Source organism: Pseudomonas sp. BYT-1 (assembly GCF_023611805.1).
GTDB lineage: Bacteria > Pseudomonadota > Gammaproteobacteria > Pseudomonadales > Pseudomonadaceae > Aquipseudomonas > Aquipseudomonas guariconensis.
Map to the genome: position 1 here is coordinate 3,971,841 of NZ_CP072559.1, position 15,849 is coordinate 3,987,689.

The following is a 15,849-nucleotide window of genomic DNA, read 5'->3' on the forward strand; positions in this document are numbered from 1 at the left end:
GGTCTGGTACCGATGCCCAAATCAGCAAACCGTTTTCCGCGCCTGCCGCGCATCCACGCGGCAGCCCCCCAGGAGTCGGAGCAGACTTGGCAGAACGCTCCGCAACTGTTGGCCGCGCTCAATGGCGCGCGTCTGGGGGCGTGGTTGTGGGATATCGACAGTGGCCGGATCAGCTGGTCGCGGGCCACCCAGGCGCTGTTCGGCTTCGAACCCGATCGGCCCCTGCCCAACGACATCGACTACCTCGACCTGCTGCCCGAGGAGGACCGGGCCCGCACGCGCCAGATGTTCCAGGCCGTGGTCAATGGCGAACCCGTGGAACCGGCGATGCGCCATCGCATACGCTGGCCCGATGGCAGCGTGCATTGGCTGGAAGTCACAGGCAGCCTGACACACGCCCCTGACGGTCGCCCTCAAATGATCGGGGTCGTACGGGAAATCACCCGTCAACACGATCGGGAAACCGCACTGATCAACTCCGAGAAGCGCTTCGCCACGCTCTTTCACCTGAGCCCTAATGTCATTCTCTTGACCCGTCGCCAGGACGGCATGATCTTCGAGGTCAACCAGCATTTCGAAGACATGTTCGGCTGGCCCGGACACCAGGTCATCGGCAAGACCACCTTGGAGCTCGGGTTGTGGGTCAACCCTGAACTGCGCCATCAGGTGCTGGACAACACCCGAAACAGCAATGGCGGCCCACTGACCCTAGAGGTCCAGTTTCGCGCCAGCACCGGCAAGCTTCACGACGGCATCCTCTGCACCCAGAGTATCGAGCTCGAAGGCGTGACCTACCTGCTCAGCACCTTCGTCGATACCAGCGAACGCAAGCGCGCTGAACAAGCCCTCAAAGACAGCCAGGAACGCCTGGACCTGGCCCTGGATTCGGCGCAACTGGGCACCTGGGACTGGCACATCCCCAGCGGCATGCTCTACGGCTCGGCCCGCGCCGCACAGCTGCACGGCCTGCCCCCGGTGCCTTTCCACGAGTCGTTCGAGGCCTTCTTCGAAGGGGTCTCGGAGCACGAACGCAGCGTCATGCGCCAGACCTATCGCAGCCTGCGTGAGGGACCGGCGGGCAACTATCAGGTCACCTACCGCGTGCAACTGGACAACGGCCAGTCGCGTTACATCGAAAGCCGCGCCCGCCTCTATCGCGACGAACAGGGCAACCCCCTACGCATGGCCGGCACGTTGCTCGACATCACCGACCAAGTGGAACGCGAACAGCGCTTGAGCGCCTCTGAGGAAAAATTCGCCAGCCTGTTCCAGGTCAGCCCTGACCCGATTTGCGTCACGCGCCAGGACAATGGCCAGTTCATCGAGATCAACCGCGCCTTTACTCAGACTTTCGGTTGGAGCGCCGAACAGGTCATCGGCCGCACTGCCGAACAGATCGGTCTGTGGGCGGAGTCGGCGAAACGGGCACAACGCATCGAGCAAGTGATCCGGGAACGGGCATTGAGCAATGTGGCGGTGGTAGTCAATCACCACAACGGCTCGTCGCTGACATGCGTCATCTCCAGTTGCCAGATCACCGTCGACAACCAGCCCTGCAGCGTCACGACCTTGCGCGACATCACCCAACAGCAGCGCGCCGAGGCGGCCCTCAAGGCCAGCGAAGAGAAATTCGCCAAGGCTTTCCACTCAAGCCCCGACGCCATCACCCTGACCGAGCGCTCGACAGGCCGCTACCTCGAAGTCAACGATGGTTTCTGCCGACTGACCGGTTACAGCAGCGCCGACGTGATCGGACGCACGGTCTATGAGATCGGCATCTGGGCTGACGACAAGCAACGCGCCGCCCTGCTCACCGAGCTGCGCGAACGTGGCAGGGTGCACCACCGTGAAATGCTGGGCCGCAACAAACGCGGCGACATCCTCACCGTGGAGGTTTCGGTGGAGCCGCTGAGCCTCAACGAGGCCGATTGCCTGCTGCTCACTGCCCGCGATGTCAGTCAACTGAAGAACGCCCAGGCGCAGATCCGCCACCTGGCTTATCACGACCCGCTGACCAACCTGCCCAACCGTGCCTTGCTGATGGACCGCCTCAGCCAACAGATCGCCCTGCTCAAACGCCACAATCTGCGCGGCGCGCTGCTGTTCCTGGACCTTGACCATTTCAAGCACATCAATGATTCGCTCGGTCATCCGGTGGGCGATACGGTGCTCAAGATCATCACCGCGCGCCTGGAGGCTAGCGTACGCCTGGAGGACACAGTGGCCCGCCTGGGTGGCGACGAGTTCGTGGTACTGCTCAGCGGCCTGGAGGGCAGTCGCGATCAAGTGGAAGCGAAAGTCCGCGACCTGGCCGATACCCTGCGCGAACTACTCGCCGAGCCTATGTCCCTCGATGGCCAGCGCCTGCAGGTCACACCCAGTATCGGCGTGGCGCTGATACCCGACCATGGCGCGACCCCCGCCGACCTGCTCAAACGCGCCGACATCGCCCTGTATCGAGCCAAGGACTCCGGGCGCAACACCACACAACTGTTCCACACCAGCATGCAAAAGGCCGCCAGCGAACGCCTGCGCATGGAAACCGACCTGCGCCTGGCCTTGGCCCGCGGCGAACTCGCCCTGCACTTCCAGCCGCAAGTGGACGCCCGCGACAATCGCATCGTCGGTGCCGAGGTACTGCTGCGCTGGCATCACCCGCAACTGGGCCAGCAGCCACCCTCGCAATTCATCCAGGTGCTTGAAGAGAGCGGCCTGATCCTTGAAGTGGGCAGCTGGATCCTTGACGAAGCCTGCGATGCCTGCGCGCGCATGCTAGAGGATGGACTGATCGATGCCGATGATTTCAGCCTGTGCGTGAATATCAGCCCCCGGCAGTTCCGTCAGAACGATTTCGTCGAACGGGTGCTGCGCAGCCTCGACGACTACCGCCTGCCACGGCGCATGCTGAAGCTGGAGATTACCGAAGGCATCGTTATCCAGAATCTGGAGGACACCATTAGCAAGATGCGCGAACTCAAGCGTTACGGGGTGAGTTTCGCCATGGATGACTTCGGCACCGGCTATTCTTCTCTGACCTACCTCAAGCGCCTACCCGTCGATGCCCTGAAGATCGACCAGACCTTCGTGCGGGACGCCCCGATCGACCCCAACGATGCCGAGATCGTCCGCGCCATCGTGGCCATGGCCCGTAGCCTGGATCTGGCGGTGATCGCAGAAGGGGTCGAACAGTCCGATCAGCTAGAGTTTCTCGAGCGCCAGGGTTGCTACCTCTACCAGGGCTACCTGCACAGCCGCCCGCTGCCCTTGCCAGAGTTTCGCCAGATGTTGATGGAGGCACCGGCGGATTATTGATTTCCCTGCACGCATCATCAGTGTCTAGTCCTGAAATAGGTTTACACCTGTTCAGGTAGGCCGGTAGGCCTCAAAACGCCCGATGCACCGCATCGGGCGTTTTGTGTTTCAGGGCCATGTGAGGCCGCTCCGTGTTATAGATCTGCACGGCCTCATCAACCATCTTCCGTGCCTGCTCCAGATCTTCTGGGTTACTCAGCAACAGCTCTGTTTTGAGGATTCCGTTGATGCGCTCGGCTAGAGCGTTCTGGTAGCAGTCGTACCCGTCAGTCATCGAGCAATGAACTCCGTGCCTTGTATGCAGCGACTGGTATAGCGCTGAGCAGTATTGAATACCGCGGTCGGAGTGATGGACTAACGGCTGGTGGCGCCGCCGCTTGCGCAGGGCCTGTCTAAAGGCTTGTGCAACCGACTCGGCATGTAGGCTTTCATGGACATGATGGCCAACAATCTTTCTGGAATATGCATCCGTTACCAGGCTCAGGTACAGCGGGCCGCTTCTGGAGGGCAGGTAGGTAATATCCGCCACCCAGACGTGCTCTGGCCCTGACGGAACTACCTGATTTGGGCCTGCTTTGAGAAGATTGGGATGACGGTAGAAGCGATGATAGCTTTGGGTTGTCTTGTGATACGCCCGCTTGGGCAGCACCAGCAAGCGGCGCTCGCCCAAAACCTCAAACAGCCGGTCTCGGCCAACTTGGACTCGTTTATCAGGCTGGCAATGCAGCAGATAGTGCAGTTTCCGTGTTCCCAGTCGCGGCTGACGCATCCGGATTTTCTGAACAAACTCGACAACCCGATCTGCCTGATGAGCTTTACTGTCGGCAGCTCGATTGCGCTTGTAATAAGCCTGCCGGCTAATGCCTAGAAACTGACAAGCCCTGGCAATGCTCAGTCCTGCGACTTGACCTTGCGAGAGGACTTGCCGGATCGCTTTTTTACGACCGATACACCGTAGTCATTCTTCAGGACATCAACGACGGTCTCAAAGAACTGAGCCTTCTGGCTCATCAGCTCAAGCTGCTGCTCAAGCTCTTTGATCCGCTGCTCTGGAGTGAGCGTTTTGGGGTCGGACATCGCGAAGCTCCTCTCGGCCCGGATCGACGCCCCTTGGCTCCAATCCTGCCGACCATGCTTACGCAACCATACCAGAACTGTAGATTTGCCCTGGATACCGTACCGCTCCTGGGCCTGAGTACAGGTCAATTCACCTTTTTCGACCTGATCCACTACAGCCAATTTAAAAGTCAGCGAGTAATCACGCTGTGTTCGCTTCACACCATGCACCATCGAGGTCTCCAGATTCTCGGGGGAAAGGTGTAAACCTTATTCAGGACGGGACACAGATACAAAAAAAGGGCACCCGAAGGTGCCCTTTCTTCACTCTGCCGAACTTAGTTCAGCGCTGGCTGCTCGCCATTGATCGGGATGCGCTTTGGCTTGGCCTCTTCCGGCACGATGCGCAGCAAATCGATGCTGAGCAGACCGTTGGCCAGGCCCGCGGACTTCACTTCGATGTGGTCAGCCAGGCGGAAAGACAGCTTGAAGGCCCGTTGGGCAATGCCCTGGTGCAGATAGGTGACGCCTTCGGTGCTGTTGTCGCGCTTGCCACCGATAACGGTCAGGACGCCTTTTTCGACCTGCAGGTCGAGGTCCTGCTCCTGGAAACCGGCTGCGGCAACCACGATGCGATAGTGGTCATCGCCATGTTTTTCCACGTTGTAGGGAGGGTAGCTGCTACCCGCCTCGTTACGTGCCGCGGATTCGAACAGATCGTTGAAACGGTCGAAACCAACGGAATGACGGAACAGTGGAGCGAGAGAGAAAGCGGTAGTCATGGTCATGAACTCCTGAGATTCAGCAAGTTAAGTCACTACGCGACCCGGCTTCGGCATCGCGTACTCAAGAGATAGGGCCCGACAAGAGGGTTTCAAGAGGTCATCCAAAAATTTTTTCGAAGCCATGCCAGCGTCGGCTGGCACGGGACCAGCCGGCATTGCATGCTCAGGCAACGCAGGCGTCCAGCGCTAGCGCCTGCTCTACGCCTAGCAACCGGCTGATGCGCTGGCAATCATCCTCACGCCGCAGTTCGGCAAACAACACCACTGCCTCGGGATAACTACGGGTCAGCATGGCCAGCCACTGCTTCAAGCGCCCGGGCGCATAACGCGGCGACAGTTTGGCCTGAGCCTGACGCCAGAATTCACGCAGCAGCGGCATCAGGTCGTCCCAGGTCATCGGTCGGTAGTCCCGCCCGTCGCGAGCCGCGGCGATCTGCAAGCCCAGGTCCGGCCGCGACACCAGACCACGGCCGAGCATGATGTCTTCGGCCCCGCTGACTTGGCGGCAACGCCGCCAATCATCGACGGTCCAGATTTCGCCATTGGCGAACACCGGCACTTTCACCACATCCTGCACCCGCGCCACCCATTCCCAATGGGCCGGCGGCTTGTAGCCCTCAACCTTGGTCCGGGCGTGCACCACCAGATGTTCGGCTCCACCTTCGGCCAGCGCAGTGGCGCATTCCAGGGCACCGTCCGGACTGTCGAAGCCTAGCCGCATCTTCGCGGTCACCGGAATGTGGGCCGGTACCGCACGACGAACCTCGTGGACGATGGCATGCAGCAACTCGGGCTCCTTGAGCAGCACCGCGCCACCTCGAGACTTGTTCACCGTCTTGGCCGGGCAACCGAAGTTCAGGTCGATCACCGGCGCGCCCAGCTCGCAGGCCAGCACGGCGTTGTCGGCCAGACAGGCCGGATCCGAACCCAGCAATTGCACGCGCATCGGCACCCCGGCTGCCGTCCGCGCGCCCTGGCGCAGCTCAGGCGCCAGCTTGTCGAACGACGAGGCCGGCAGCAGGCGATCACAGACACGGATGAACTCGGTGACACACCAGTCGATGCCGCCCACCCGGGTCAGGACGTCGCGCAGGATGTTGTCTACCAGCCCCTCCATGGGGGCCAGGGCAATTTGCATGTCAGGGTCTCGGCGAAAAAGGCGGCAGTCTAGCAAAAAAGACTGCCGGATCAGGCACCGGCCAGCGCCGGGCCGTAGCCTTCGATAAATTCTGCAGGCATGCGCTTGGGCTTGCCGCTGGACAACTCGATACAGGCAAAGGTGGTTTGCGCTCGCAATAGGGTGACGCCGTCACGCGGGCGCTTGAGCTGAAAGCGGCGGGTCATGCGTAGGCGCTGGTCCCAGTCGATGATCCAGGTGGCCAATTGCAACTCGTCGTCTTCATAGGCGGCGGCGAGGTAGTCGATCTCGTGGCGGACCACGGCCATGGCACGGTCCAGGCGGCGGTACTCGGCCAGATCCAGCCCCAGCCGCTGCGAATGACGCCAAGCGCAACGCTCCAGCCAGGTGACGTAGACCGCATTGTTGGCATGGCCGAGGCCGTCGATGTCCTCGGTGCCGACGCGAAGATCAATGATGAATGGCGATGCCAGATCCCAGCTCATGCCCGCTCCCCTTGGTCAGTGATCGGGCAGAGTGTACCGGATGCTCAGGCGCTTTGCCGCGCTCCTTGTGACGTGCGCGCCAGCAGCTCAAGCACCGCCTGATTCACCCGCGGATCAGCCAGCACACGCTGATGGCCACCCTCCTCCAACAACATCAGGCGGCTGTCGAACCAGGCGTTGTGGATGGCCTGAGCCTCACTGACCGGCACCAGGATATCGTCGCAGGCATGCACCACCAGGCCAGGCACGTCCAACTGGTAGCCGCTGACATCCAGCCGCGAGATCTGCACGCCAACTTCCTGCTCGACCTGGCGGATGAACGCTGCTCTAGCCCGCGCCGGTAGCCCCAGGCGATGGGCAAAACCTCGCAATACACCAAGCAATTGCGCCGGCGCAGCGATGCTCACCGCGGCCTCGGCACGCAGCCCCCATTGCAGAGCCAGCAGCATACTGGCCCCGCCCATGGAATGCCCCACCACCGCACGCAGCGGCGGCAATTCGGCAGCCGCCTCCAGCAAGGCGCGGGCAAACAGCCCTACATGGGCATGCTGCCCGGGAGACCGCCCGTGACCCGGCCCCTCAAGTGACACCACGGTGTGCCCGGCCGCTACGAGTGCCTCGATCAGGGCTGCGAACTGAGTGGGCCGACCTTCCCAACCGTGCATCATCAACACGGTCGGCCCCTTGCCCCAGCGCAAGGCCGAGAGCCCAAAACGCAGGGTGATGCGCTCGGCCCTGGACAACAGGGGCAGTTCCCATTGCCGAGGCGGCAAAGGACGCGGGGTCATGAATGCGCGACGCATCTTACCGGCGACATGCTCTGGGGCCAGGCGACCCAGAGTGCCATTGACGCCACGAATCCAGCTCAGAGTAGTCATCACCTTGCTCCAGAGGTCGGTTAGCTCAGATCACCGCCGATTTGGCGGCGCGCAGGATACGGTCGGACAGCTCGCTATCACCCAAGGCCCGCGCCAAGGTCAATCCGCCAATCATCAGGGATAGATCGGCAAAGGCCTTGTCGATGTCTTCTGGGCGATCAACCATTTGCGCGGTCATCAACTCGAGGTGCTCGGCCAACACCTCACGGAAGGTTTCGGGTAGGCGCTGCATCTCGCTCAGGGCAGTGGGCAGTGGACAGGCGTGCTCATGGGCATCGCGGTGCTTGCGCGACAAGTAGAACGCTGCCACCAGCGCACGTCGCCCTGCCCCATCGACGCTCGGGTCCACTTGGGCAAGCAAGGCTCGGCGCTCACAAAGCAACTGGCGAAATGCCTCGAGCATCAGCTCGTCCTTGCTGTCGAAATGGGCGTAGAAGCCCCCGACTGTCAGCCCGGCGGCCCCCATCACCTGACTTACGCTAGGGTCGGCGGGGCCTTGTTGAATCAAGGCACTGCGGGCTGCCGCCAGGATGCGCTCGCGGGTCTTGCTCTTCTTGTCACTCATGGCAACCTCGGAAATATTATGATCGGAATATTATTTCCATAATATTTTTTTGCAAGCAGAAAACCGCCATCCCGTCTGGAGGACTGCTTTTTTCGAGGCAGAAAAACAAAAGGCCCATTCAATATGCGAATGAGCCTTTAAAGTCCCGCAAAACGCGGGTAAAAGTGGCGTCCCCTAGGGGACTCGAACCCCTGTTACCGCCGTGAAAGGGCGGTGTCCTAGGCCACTAGACGAAGGGGACGTGAACCTTCGTGCAGATCCGCTGATGCAGACCCTGGCAGAATTGGTGGAGCTAAGCGGGATCGAACCGCTGACCTCCTGCATGCCATGCAGGCGCTCTCCCAGCTGAGCTATAGCCCCAAAGTGAAAACAAAAGGCCCATCCAAACATGAGAATGAGCCTTTCAACTCCCGCAAAGCGCGGGTAAAAGTGGCGTCCCCTAGGGGACTCGAACCCCTGTTACCGCCGTGAAAGGGCGGTGTCCTAGGCCACTAGACGAAGGGGACAACAACCTTCGTGCCAATCCGTTTCCACGGACCGCGGCAAATTGGTGGAGCTAAGCGGGATCGAACCGCTGACCTCCTGCATGCCATGCAGGCGCTCTCCCAGCTGAGCTATAGCCCCGGATTTCTAGCCTCTCGGCCCAGCGACATCGAAATATCGCTTGTGCAAAACTGGCGTCCCCTAGGGGACTCGAACCCCTGTTACCGCCGTGAAAGGGCGGTGTCCTAGGCCACTAGACGAAGGGGACGAACCTTCTACCTCAAAGACCGGATTGCTGGAACCGATCTTTCTTCCCGATCAATTACCTTGATCGTGAAGCGGAATTTGGTGGAGCTAAGCGGGATCGAACCGCTGACCTCCTGCATGCCATGCAGGCGCTCTCCCAGCTGAGCTATAGCCCCACGATGTCGCGCTGAGCTGAAGTGCTGGCTGGGTGCCTTGCGCTTCGTTTTGCTCATCGCTGTGGACGGGGCGCATATTAAGTTCCGATTGCAGGGCTGTCAAACAAATTTTTGAAAATACCCAAAAATTTTTTCACAGATAACAATCACTTACCGCCCTGCCCTGAGGAACCCGCAACGCCGCGCCCGTAGGAGCAGGTTTGTCCGCGAATGCCGAGGTGAATGCACCTTCGTATACGCGGGCCAACCCGCCCCCACAGCTCAACGACGAGCCTCGGAAAGCTGTCAGGCGATGCTCGCCAGCAGTTTTTCCCATTCCTTGTTTTCTTTCTTCGACACGCCACCGAGCAAGTCCAACGCCTGGCGCAGACGGTAACGGGTCAGGTCAGGGCCGAGGATTTCCATGGCATCAAGCACCGATACCGAGCTGGCTTGGCCCGTGACGGCCGCGAACATCAGCGGCATGGCGTCACGCAGTTTCAACTCAAGGGCATCGACCACCGCCTGGATGCAGCCGGTGATACGGTCCTTCTCCCACTGGCGCAAGCTTTCAAGCTTCCACAGGATCAATTGCATGACCTGGCGCACCTGATCGGCGGACAGCTTCTTGCTCTCGAACAGCTTGGCATCGAGCTTGAGGGCACCTTCGAAGAAGAAGCCGCCCAGCGCAGCGATCTGGCTGAAGGTCTCGACCCGGCCCTGCACGTGTGGCGCGATCTTCATCATATAGTCGCTGTTGAAGGCCCACTTCTGCACGCGTGCGGCGAACTCTTCCACCGGCAGCTCGCGCAGCCACTGGCCATTGAGCCAGGACAGCTTTTCGATGTCGAAGATCGGACCACCCAAGGAGATGCGCGACAGGTCGAAGTGCTCGACCATCTCGGCCAGGGAGAACTTCTCGCGCTCGTCCGGCATCGACCAGCCCATGCGGCCCAAGTAGTTGAGCATGGCTTCAGGCATGAAGCCCATGCGCTCGTAGAACGTCACCGAGGTGGGGTTCTTGCGCTTGGACAGTTTGGATTTATCGGGGTTGCGCAGCAGCGGCATGTAGCAGAGCTTGGGCTGCTCCCAGCCGAAGTACTCGTACAGCTTGATCAATTTCGGCGCCGACGGCAGCCACTCCTCACCACGCAGGACGTGGGTGATGCCCATCAGATGGTCATCGACCACGTTGGCCAGGAAGTAGGTCGGCAGGCCGTCGTTTTTCATCAACACCTGCATATCCATGCGATCCCATGGGATCTCGACGTCGCCACGGAGCATGTCAGGAACCACGCAGACACCTTCGCTCGGCACCTTCATGCGGATCACATGGGGTTCGCCGGCGTCCAGTCGTCGCTGCACTTCCTCGGCGCTCAGCAACAGCGCGCGGCCGTCATAGCGCGGGGTCTCACCCCGGGCCATCTGCTCGGCACGCATCTGCTCCAGCTCTTCAGCGGTGCAGAAGCAATAGAAAGCGTGGCCGGCATCGACCAGTTGCTTGGCGTACTTGGCGTAGATCTCACCGCGCTCGCTCTGCCGGTATGGACCGTGGGGGCCGCCGACGTCCGGGCCTTCGTTCCATTCGATGCCGAGCCAACGCAGGGCGTCGAAGATCTGCTGCTCAGACTCACGGGTCGAGCGCAACTGGTCGGTATCTTCGATACGCAGGATGAACTCACCGCCGTGCTGCTTGGCAAAGCAGTAGTTGAACAGGGCGATGTAGGCGGTGCCGACATGGGGATCGCCGGTGGGCGATGGCGCGATGCGCGTGCGAACGGTGGTCATGGAGAGTCTCGAACGAAAGATGAAACAAAGGCGGGATGTTAGCAGGGAGCGGGCGTCCGGCTCCAGCAATGGCGCGATTGTCACTTGTGAGGGCGCCAGTACTGGCTGTTAAATTTACTTACATTTCTGGAACCATAGTACCCATGCCCGCCCAGCTCAAACGTCGCCTGTTGATCTTCTTCACCCTGGTCCTGCTCGTCGCCCTCGCCTTCCTGGCCCATTGGTACTTCAAGGGCCGCTTCTACGAGAGCACCGACAATGCCTATGTCCAAGGTGAAATCACGCGCATCTCAAGCCAGCTCGGTGCCCGCATCGACAACGTCCTGGTCGAGGACAACCAGCATGTGACCAAGGGCGAGCTCCTGGTTCACCTGGAACGGGCCGATTTCGAACTGGCCGTCGAGCGCGCCCGGGCAGCCCTGGCCACCCGCGAAGCCGAACGTGAGCAGGCGCAAAGCCGGCTGACCCAGCAAGGCAGCCTGATCGCGGCCGGCCAAGCCCAGGTGGCCGCCAACCAGGCGACCTTCAACCGCTCGCAACTAGACCTCAACCGCGCCCAAGCCTTGCGTAAGCCGGGTTTTGTCTCTGAGGAACGTGTCACTACTCTCTCGGCGGAGAGTCACGTGGCCCGCTCCCAAGTCGACAAGGCCCAGGCCGATCTGCAAAGCCAGCGCCAGCAGGTCAATGCCTTGAGCGCTGACCTCAAGCGCCTCGATGCGCAGATCGCCAATGCTCGTGCCGACCTGGCCCAGGCCGAGCTGAACCTGAGCCGCTGCGAAATCCGCGCGCCGATCAGCGGCACCATCGGCCAACGCAACGCACGCAATGGACAGGTAGTGCAAGCTGGTGCCTACCTGCTATCGATCGTTCCGGATGAAGACATCTGGGTGCAGGCCAACTTCAAGGAGACCCAGATTGGCCGCATGCACCCAGGGCAACGCGCAGAGCTGGTGTTCGACAGCTACCCGGATACCCCAATAGAAGGCCAGGTGAACAGCCTGTTCGCCGCCTCCGGGGCACAGTTCAGCCTGCTGCCGCCGGACAACGCCACCGGCAATTTCACCAAGGTGGTCCAACGTATCCCGGTGAAGCTCACCTTTGCCGCGGACAACCCGCTGCATGGACGTATCCGTCCGGGCATGTCGGTAACCGTGACCGTTGACCTGCGCGATGCGGACGAAGGCCAAGATGGCCGGTGACGCGCTGATACGCCCCACTGCGGAGCCAAGCCGCCGCGACTGGATCGCGGTGATGAGCGCGATGCTCGGGGCCTTCATGGCGGTGCTGGATATCCAGATCACCAACTCATCGCTCAAAGACATTCAGGGCGCGCTTTCGGCCACCCTTGAGGAAGGCTCATGGATCTCCACCTCGTACCTTGTGGCGGAGATCATCATGATCCCTCTTACCGCCTGGCTGGTGCAGCTGCTCTCGGCCCGGCGCTTGGCGGTCTGGGTGTCACTGGGATTTCTCGCTTCCTCGCTGCTGTGCTCCATGGCCTGGAACCTGGAGAGCATGATCCTTTTTCGCGCTCTTCAGGGTTTCACCGGCGGCGCCCTGATCCCCCTGGCGTTCACCCTTACGCTCATCAAGCTGCCGGAGCACCAACGCGCCAAGGGCATGGCCATGTTTGCCATGACGGCCACGTTCGCCCCGTCGATCGGCCCGACACTGGGCGGCTGGCTGACCGAGAACTGGGGCTGGGAGTACATCTTTTATATCAATGTGCCACCAGGCATCGTGATGATCGCGGGCCTACTCTATGGTCTTGAGAAGAAAGAGGCCCATTGGGACCTGCTCAAGCGCACCGATTACGCCGGCATCGTCACGCTGGGGCTGGGCCTGGGCTGCTTGCAAGTGTTTCTAGAGGAAGGCCATCGCAAGGATTGGCTAGAGTCGAACCTGATCGTCAGCCTCGGCACGGTAGCACTGATAAGCCTGATCACGTTTGTCATCCTGCAGTTCTCCAGACCTCACCCGCTGATCAACCTGCGCATCCTCGGCAACCGCAATTTCGGGCTCAGCAGCGTGGCAAGCTTGGGGATGGGCGTAGGGTTGTATGGCTCGATCTACTTGTTGCCGCTGTACCTGGCGCAGGTCCAGGGCTACAACGCCTTGCAGATCGGCGAGGTGATCATGTGGATGGGGTTGCCGCAGCTGTTCCTGATTCCGCTGGTGCCGCTGCTGATGAAGGTGATTCCGCCCAAGGTCCTCTGCGCACTGGGCTTTTGCCTGTTCGGACTGGCCAGCTTCGGCTCAGGCGTATTGAACCCTGATTTTGCCGGGCCGCAATTCGATCAAATCCAGATCATCCGTGCCGTGGGGCAGCCGATGATCATGGTGACCATCTCGCTTATCGCCACCGCCTACATTCTGCCGGAAGACGCCGGCTCAGCGTCGAGCCTGTTCAACATCCTGCGCAATCTGGGCGGGGCGATCGGTATCGCCCTGCTGGCGACACTGCTGGACGCGCGAACCAAGGTGTATTTCGATTACCTGCGAGAATCAGTGGTGCCAAGCAATCCACAGGTGGCCGAACGGCTATCGCAGTTGGCCGAGCGGTTGGGCAGCGATAACGCGGCGCTGGGCAAACTGAGCGAGATCACCCACCAGCAAGCGCTGATCATGGCCTACAACGACGCCTTCCACTGGGTTGGCTTGGGACTGGTGGTGAGCATGGTGGCCGTGTTGCTGACCCGCAAGTTGCCACCGGGAATGAAGCCGGGCGAGGCCCATTGAATGGGTGTCGCCTGCCCTTTTCGCGGGCAAATCCGCGAAGAAGTCTTACAGGCACTCGAGCGATCAACTCACTATTAATCGATCGCGCAGTTGGGTGATCTCGTCGCGCAATTGGGCGGCCGCCTCGAACTCCAGGTCGCGGGCGTACTGGAACATCTTCTCTTCCAATTGCTTGATGCGCTTGGTGATCTGCGCCGGCGTCTGCAACTCAGCCTCGTTGCGGGCGCTCTCTTGCGCTGCCTTGGCCATGCTCTTGCGCTTCTTGCTGCGTCCGCCCGGAACGCTTGCGCCTTCCATGATGTCGGTGATGTCCTTGACCACGCCTTTGGGCACGATGCCGTGGGCCAGGTTGAATTCGATCTGCTTGGCCCGGCGTCGCTCGGTCTCGTCGATGGCCCGTTGCATGGAGCCGGTGACCTGGTCGGCATAAAGGATCGCCTTGCCGTTGAGGTTACGTGCGGCGCGGCCGATAGTCTGGATCAGGGAGCGTTCCGAACGCAGGAAACCTTCCTTGTCGGCATCCAGGATGGCCACCAGAGACACCTCGGGCATGTCCAGGCCCTCGCGCAACAGGTTGATGCCCACCAGCACGTCGAATGTACCCAAGCGCAGGTCACGGATGATCTCGACCCGTTCGACAGTATCGATGTCCGAGTGCAGGTAGCGTACCCGCACGTCGTGATCGGCCAGGTAGTCGGTAAGGTCCTCGGCCATGCGCTTGGTCAGGGTGGTGGCCAGCACCCGCTCGCCAGCACCCACGCGCTTGCGGATTTCCGACAGCAGGTCATCGACCTGGGTCAGGGCCGGCCGCACCTCCACCTGCGGATCCACTAGGCCGGTGGGGCGCACCACCTGCTCCACCACCCGCCCGGCGTGCTCGGCCTCGTACGGACCGGGGGTGGCCGAGACAAAGATGGTCTGCGGGCTGACGGCCTCCCACTCGTCAAAGCGCATGGGGCGGTTGTCCAGGGCCGATGGCAGACGGAAGCCGTACTCCACCAGAGTTTCTTTGCGCGAGCGGTCGCCCTTGTACATCGCACCGACCTGGGGAACGCTGACGTGGGATTCATCGATAACCAGCAACGCGTCCGCCGGCAGGTAGTCGTACAGAGTCGGTGGCGGCGCGCCGGCCGGTCGGCCGGACAGGTAGCGCGAGTAGTTTTCGATGCCGTTGCAGTAACCAAGCTCGAGGATCATCTCCAGGTCAAAGCGGGTGCGCTGCTCCAGACGCTGGGCTTCTACCAGCTTGTTCGCCTTCTGTAGGTAGTCCAGGCGGTCCTTGAGTTCTTCCTTGATGCCCTCCACTGCCTCGAGCAAGGTCTCGCGTGGCGTGACGTAGTGGCTCTTGGGGTAGAAGGTGAAGCGCGGCAGCTTACGGAAGACCTCGCCGGTGAGCGGGTCGAATGCGGCGATGTTCTCCACCTCATCGTCGAACAGCTCGATGCGGATGGCCTCAAGGTCCGATTCGGCCGGGAAGATATCCACCACATCCCCACGCACGCGGAAAGTGGCACGGGCGAAGTCCATCTCGTTGCGGGTGTATTGCAGGTCCGCCAGGCGGCGCAGCAGTGCGCGCTGGTCGAGTTTATCGCCACGATCGACGTGCAGGACCATCTTCAGGTAGGTCTCGGGGCTACCCAGGCCGTAGATGCAGGACACCGTGGTGACGATGATCGCGTCGCGGCGTTCCAGCAAGGCTTTGGTAGCCGACAGTCGCATCTGCTCGATGTGATCGTTGATCGAGGCGTCCTTCTCGATGAAGGTGTCGGACGAGGGCACGTAGGCCTCAGGCTGGTAGTAGTCGTAGTAGGAGACGAAATACTCCACTGCGTTGTTCGGAAAGAACGCCTTGAACTCGCCGTACAACTGCGCCGCCAGGGTCTTGTTCGGTGCCAGTACCAGGGTCGGACGCTGGACCTGCTGGATGACATTGGCGATGCTGAAGGTCTTGCCCGAGCCGGTCACGCCCAGCAGGGTCTGGTGCGAAAGCCCAGCCTCGATGCCTTCGACCATCAGTCGGATGGCTTCGGGCTGGTCGCCGGCCGGCTGGAAACGGGTGACGAGTTGGAACTCGGACATGACGGACCTCGCGGTAACGCAGCAACTGTAAATTTAGCCAGTAGTCTATACCCAAATGCGCTCGCCCGGGACCAGAATCAAGGTCAAGCTGCGAACGCGCATTACAGTGGACCGGGCAATTCGACCAATGGTTGAAAAAT

At 61.1% G+C, this 15,849-nt stretch carries 11 protein-coding genes and 6 tRNA genes; 3 read left to right on the forward strand and 14 right to left on the reverse strand.

The window, feature by feature from the left end; genetic code table 11:
- Positions 1 to 12 precede the first annotated feature (12 nt).
- Positions 13 to 3,312, forward strand: coding sequence for a PAS domain S-box protein (locus J5X93_RS18425; RefSeq protein WP_250033803.1), 3,300 nt, complete (start codon positions 13 to 15; stop codon positions 3,310 to 3,312).
- A gap of 70 nt (positions 3,313 to 3,382) precedes the next feature.
- Here J5X93_RS18425 and J5X93_RS18430 read toward each other — a convergent pair.
- The 13 genes from J5X93_RS18430 to gltX form a co-directional block, all read right to left on the reverse strand.
- A protein-coding gene (locus J5X93_RS18430; RefSeq protein ID WP_102081846.1) for an IS3 family transposase occupies positions 3,383 to 4,602 on the reverse strand; the annotation gives its coding sequence in 2 pieces (ribosomal slippage) (positions 3,383 to 4,254 and positions 4,254 to 4,602; 1,221 coding nt in all).
- Positions 4,603 to 4,706: 104 nt separating this feature from the next.
- Positions 4,707 to 5,150 (reverse strand): Hsp20 family protein, encoded by a 444-nt coding sequence (locus J5X93_RS18435; RefSeq protein ID WP_043215803.1) that lies wholly within the window; start codon positions 5,148 to 5,150, stop codon positions 4,707 to 4,709.
- Positions 5,151 to 5,316: 166 nt separating this feature from the next.
- The gene (locus J5X93_RS18440) at positions 5,317 to 6,291 is read right to left on the reverse strand and encodes a tRNA dihydrouridine synthase (protein ID WP_043215804.1); all 975 of its coding nucleotides are present in this window, start codon (positions 6,289 to 6,291) and stop codon (positions 5,317 to 5,319) included.
- Positions 6,292 to 6,341: 50 nt separating this feature from the next.
- Positions 6,342 to 6,776 carry an acyl-CoA thioesterase gene (locus J5X93_RS18445; RefSeq protein ID WP_043215805.1) on the reverse strand — a complete coding sequence of 145 codons (435 nt, stop codon included), beginning with the start codon at positions 6,774 to 6,776 and terminating at the stop codon, positions 6,342 to 6,344.
- A gap of 44 nt (positions 6,777 to 6,820) precedes the next feature.
- A complete protein-coding gene (locus tag J5X93_RS18450) occupies positions 6,821 to 7,654 on the reverse strand; it encodes an alpha/beta fold hydrolase (RefSeq protein WP_043215806.1) in 834 nt (277 codons plus the stop codon).
- A gap of 25 nt (positions 7,655 to 7,679) precedes the next feature.
- Positions 7,680 to 8,219, reverse strand: coding sequence for a TetR/AcrR family transcriptional regulator (locus J5X93_RS18455; RefSeq protein WP_043215808.1), 540 nt, complete (start codon positions 8,217 to 8,219; stop codon positions 7,680 to 7,682).
- Positions 8,220 to 8,384: 165 nt separating this feature from the next.
- Positions 8,385 to 8,460: transfer RNA gene (locus J5X93_RS18460), tRNA-Glu, on the reverse strand.
- A 43-nt stretch (positions 8,461 to 8,503) separates the two neighbouring features.
- Positions 8,504 to 8,579, reverse strand: a tRNA-Ala gene (locus tag J5X93_RS18465).
- Between the two features lie 70 nt (positions 8,580 to 8,649).
- Positions 8,650 to 8,725 (reverse strand) — tRNA-Glu (locus tag J5X93_RS18470).
- A 42-nt stretch (positions 8,726 to 8,767) separates the two neighbouring features.
- Positions 8,768 to 8,843 (reverse strand) — tRNA-Ala (locus J5X93_RS18475).
- 51 nt (positions 8,844 to 8,894) lie between these two features.
- Positions 8,895 to 8,970, reverse strand: a tRNA-Glu gene (locus J5X93_RS18480).
- A 78-nt stretch (positions 8,971 to 9,048) separates the two neighbouring features.
- Positions 9,049 to 9,124, reverse strand: a tRNA-Ala gene (locus tag J5X93_RS18485).
- A 285-nt stretch (positions 9,125 to 9,409) separates the two neighbouring features.
- Positions 9,410 to 10,891: a glutamate--tRNA ligase gene (gene gltX / locus J5X93_RS18490; RefSeq protein ID WP_043215431.1), complete on the reverse strand. Its 1,482-nt coding sequence runs from the start codon at positions 10,889 to 10,891 to the stop codon at positions 9,410 to 9,412.
- A gap of 143 nt (positions 10,892 to 11,034) precedes the next feature.
- Between gltX and J5X93_RS18495 the strand changes: the two genes are divergently transcribed.
- The gene (locus J5X93_RS18495) at positions 11,035 to 12,090 is read left to right on the forward strand and encodes an HlyD family secretion protein (RefSeq protein ID WP_043215434.1); all 1,056 of its coding nucleotides are present in this window, start codon (positions 11,035 to 11,037) and stop codon (positions 12,088 to 12,090) included.
- Positions 12,080 to 13,630 (forward strand): DHA2 family efflux MFS transporter permease subunit, encoded by a 1,551-nt coding sequence (locus J5X93_RS18500; protein ID WP_043215436.1) that lies wholly within the window; start codon positions 12,080 to 12,082, stop codon positions 13,628 to 13,630. The genes J5X93_RS18495 and J5X93_RS18500 overlap by 11 nt, the downstream gene beginning before the upstream one ends.
- Positions 13,631 to 13,693: 63 nt before the next feature.
- Here J5X93_RS18500 and uvrB read toward each other — a convergent pair whose 3' ends face one another.
- Positions 13,694 to 15,709, reverse strand: a complete 2,016-nt coding sequence (gene uvrB / locus J5X93_RS18505) for an excinuclease ABC subunit UvrB (protein WP_043215438.1) — start codon at positions 15,707 to 15,709, stop codon at positions 13,694 to 13,696.
- Positions 15,710 to 15,849 lie beyond the last annotated feature (140 nt).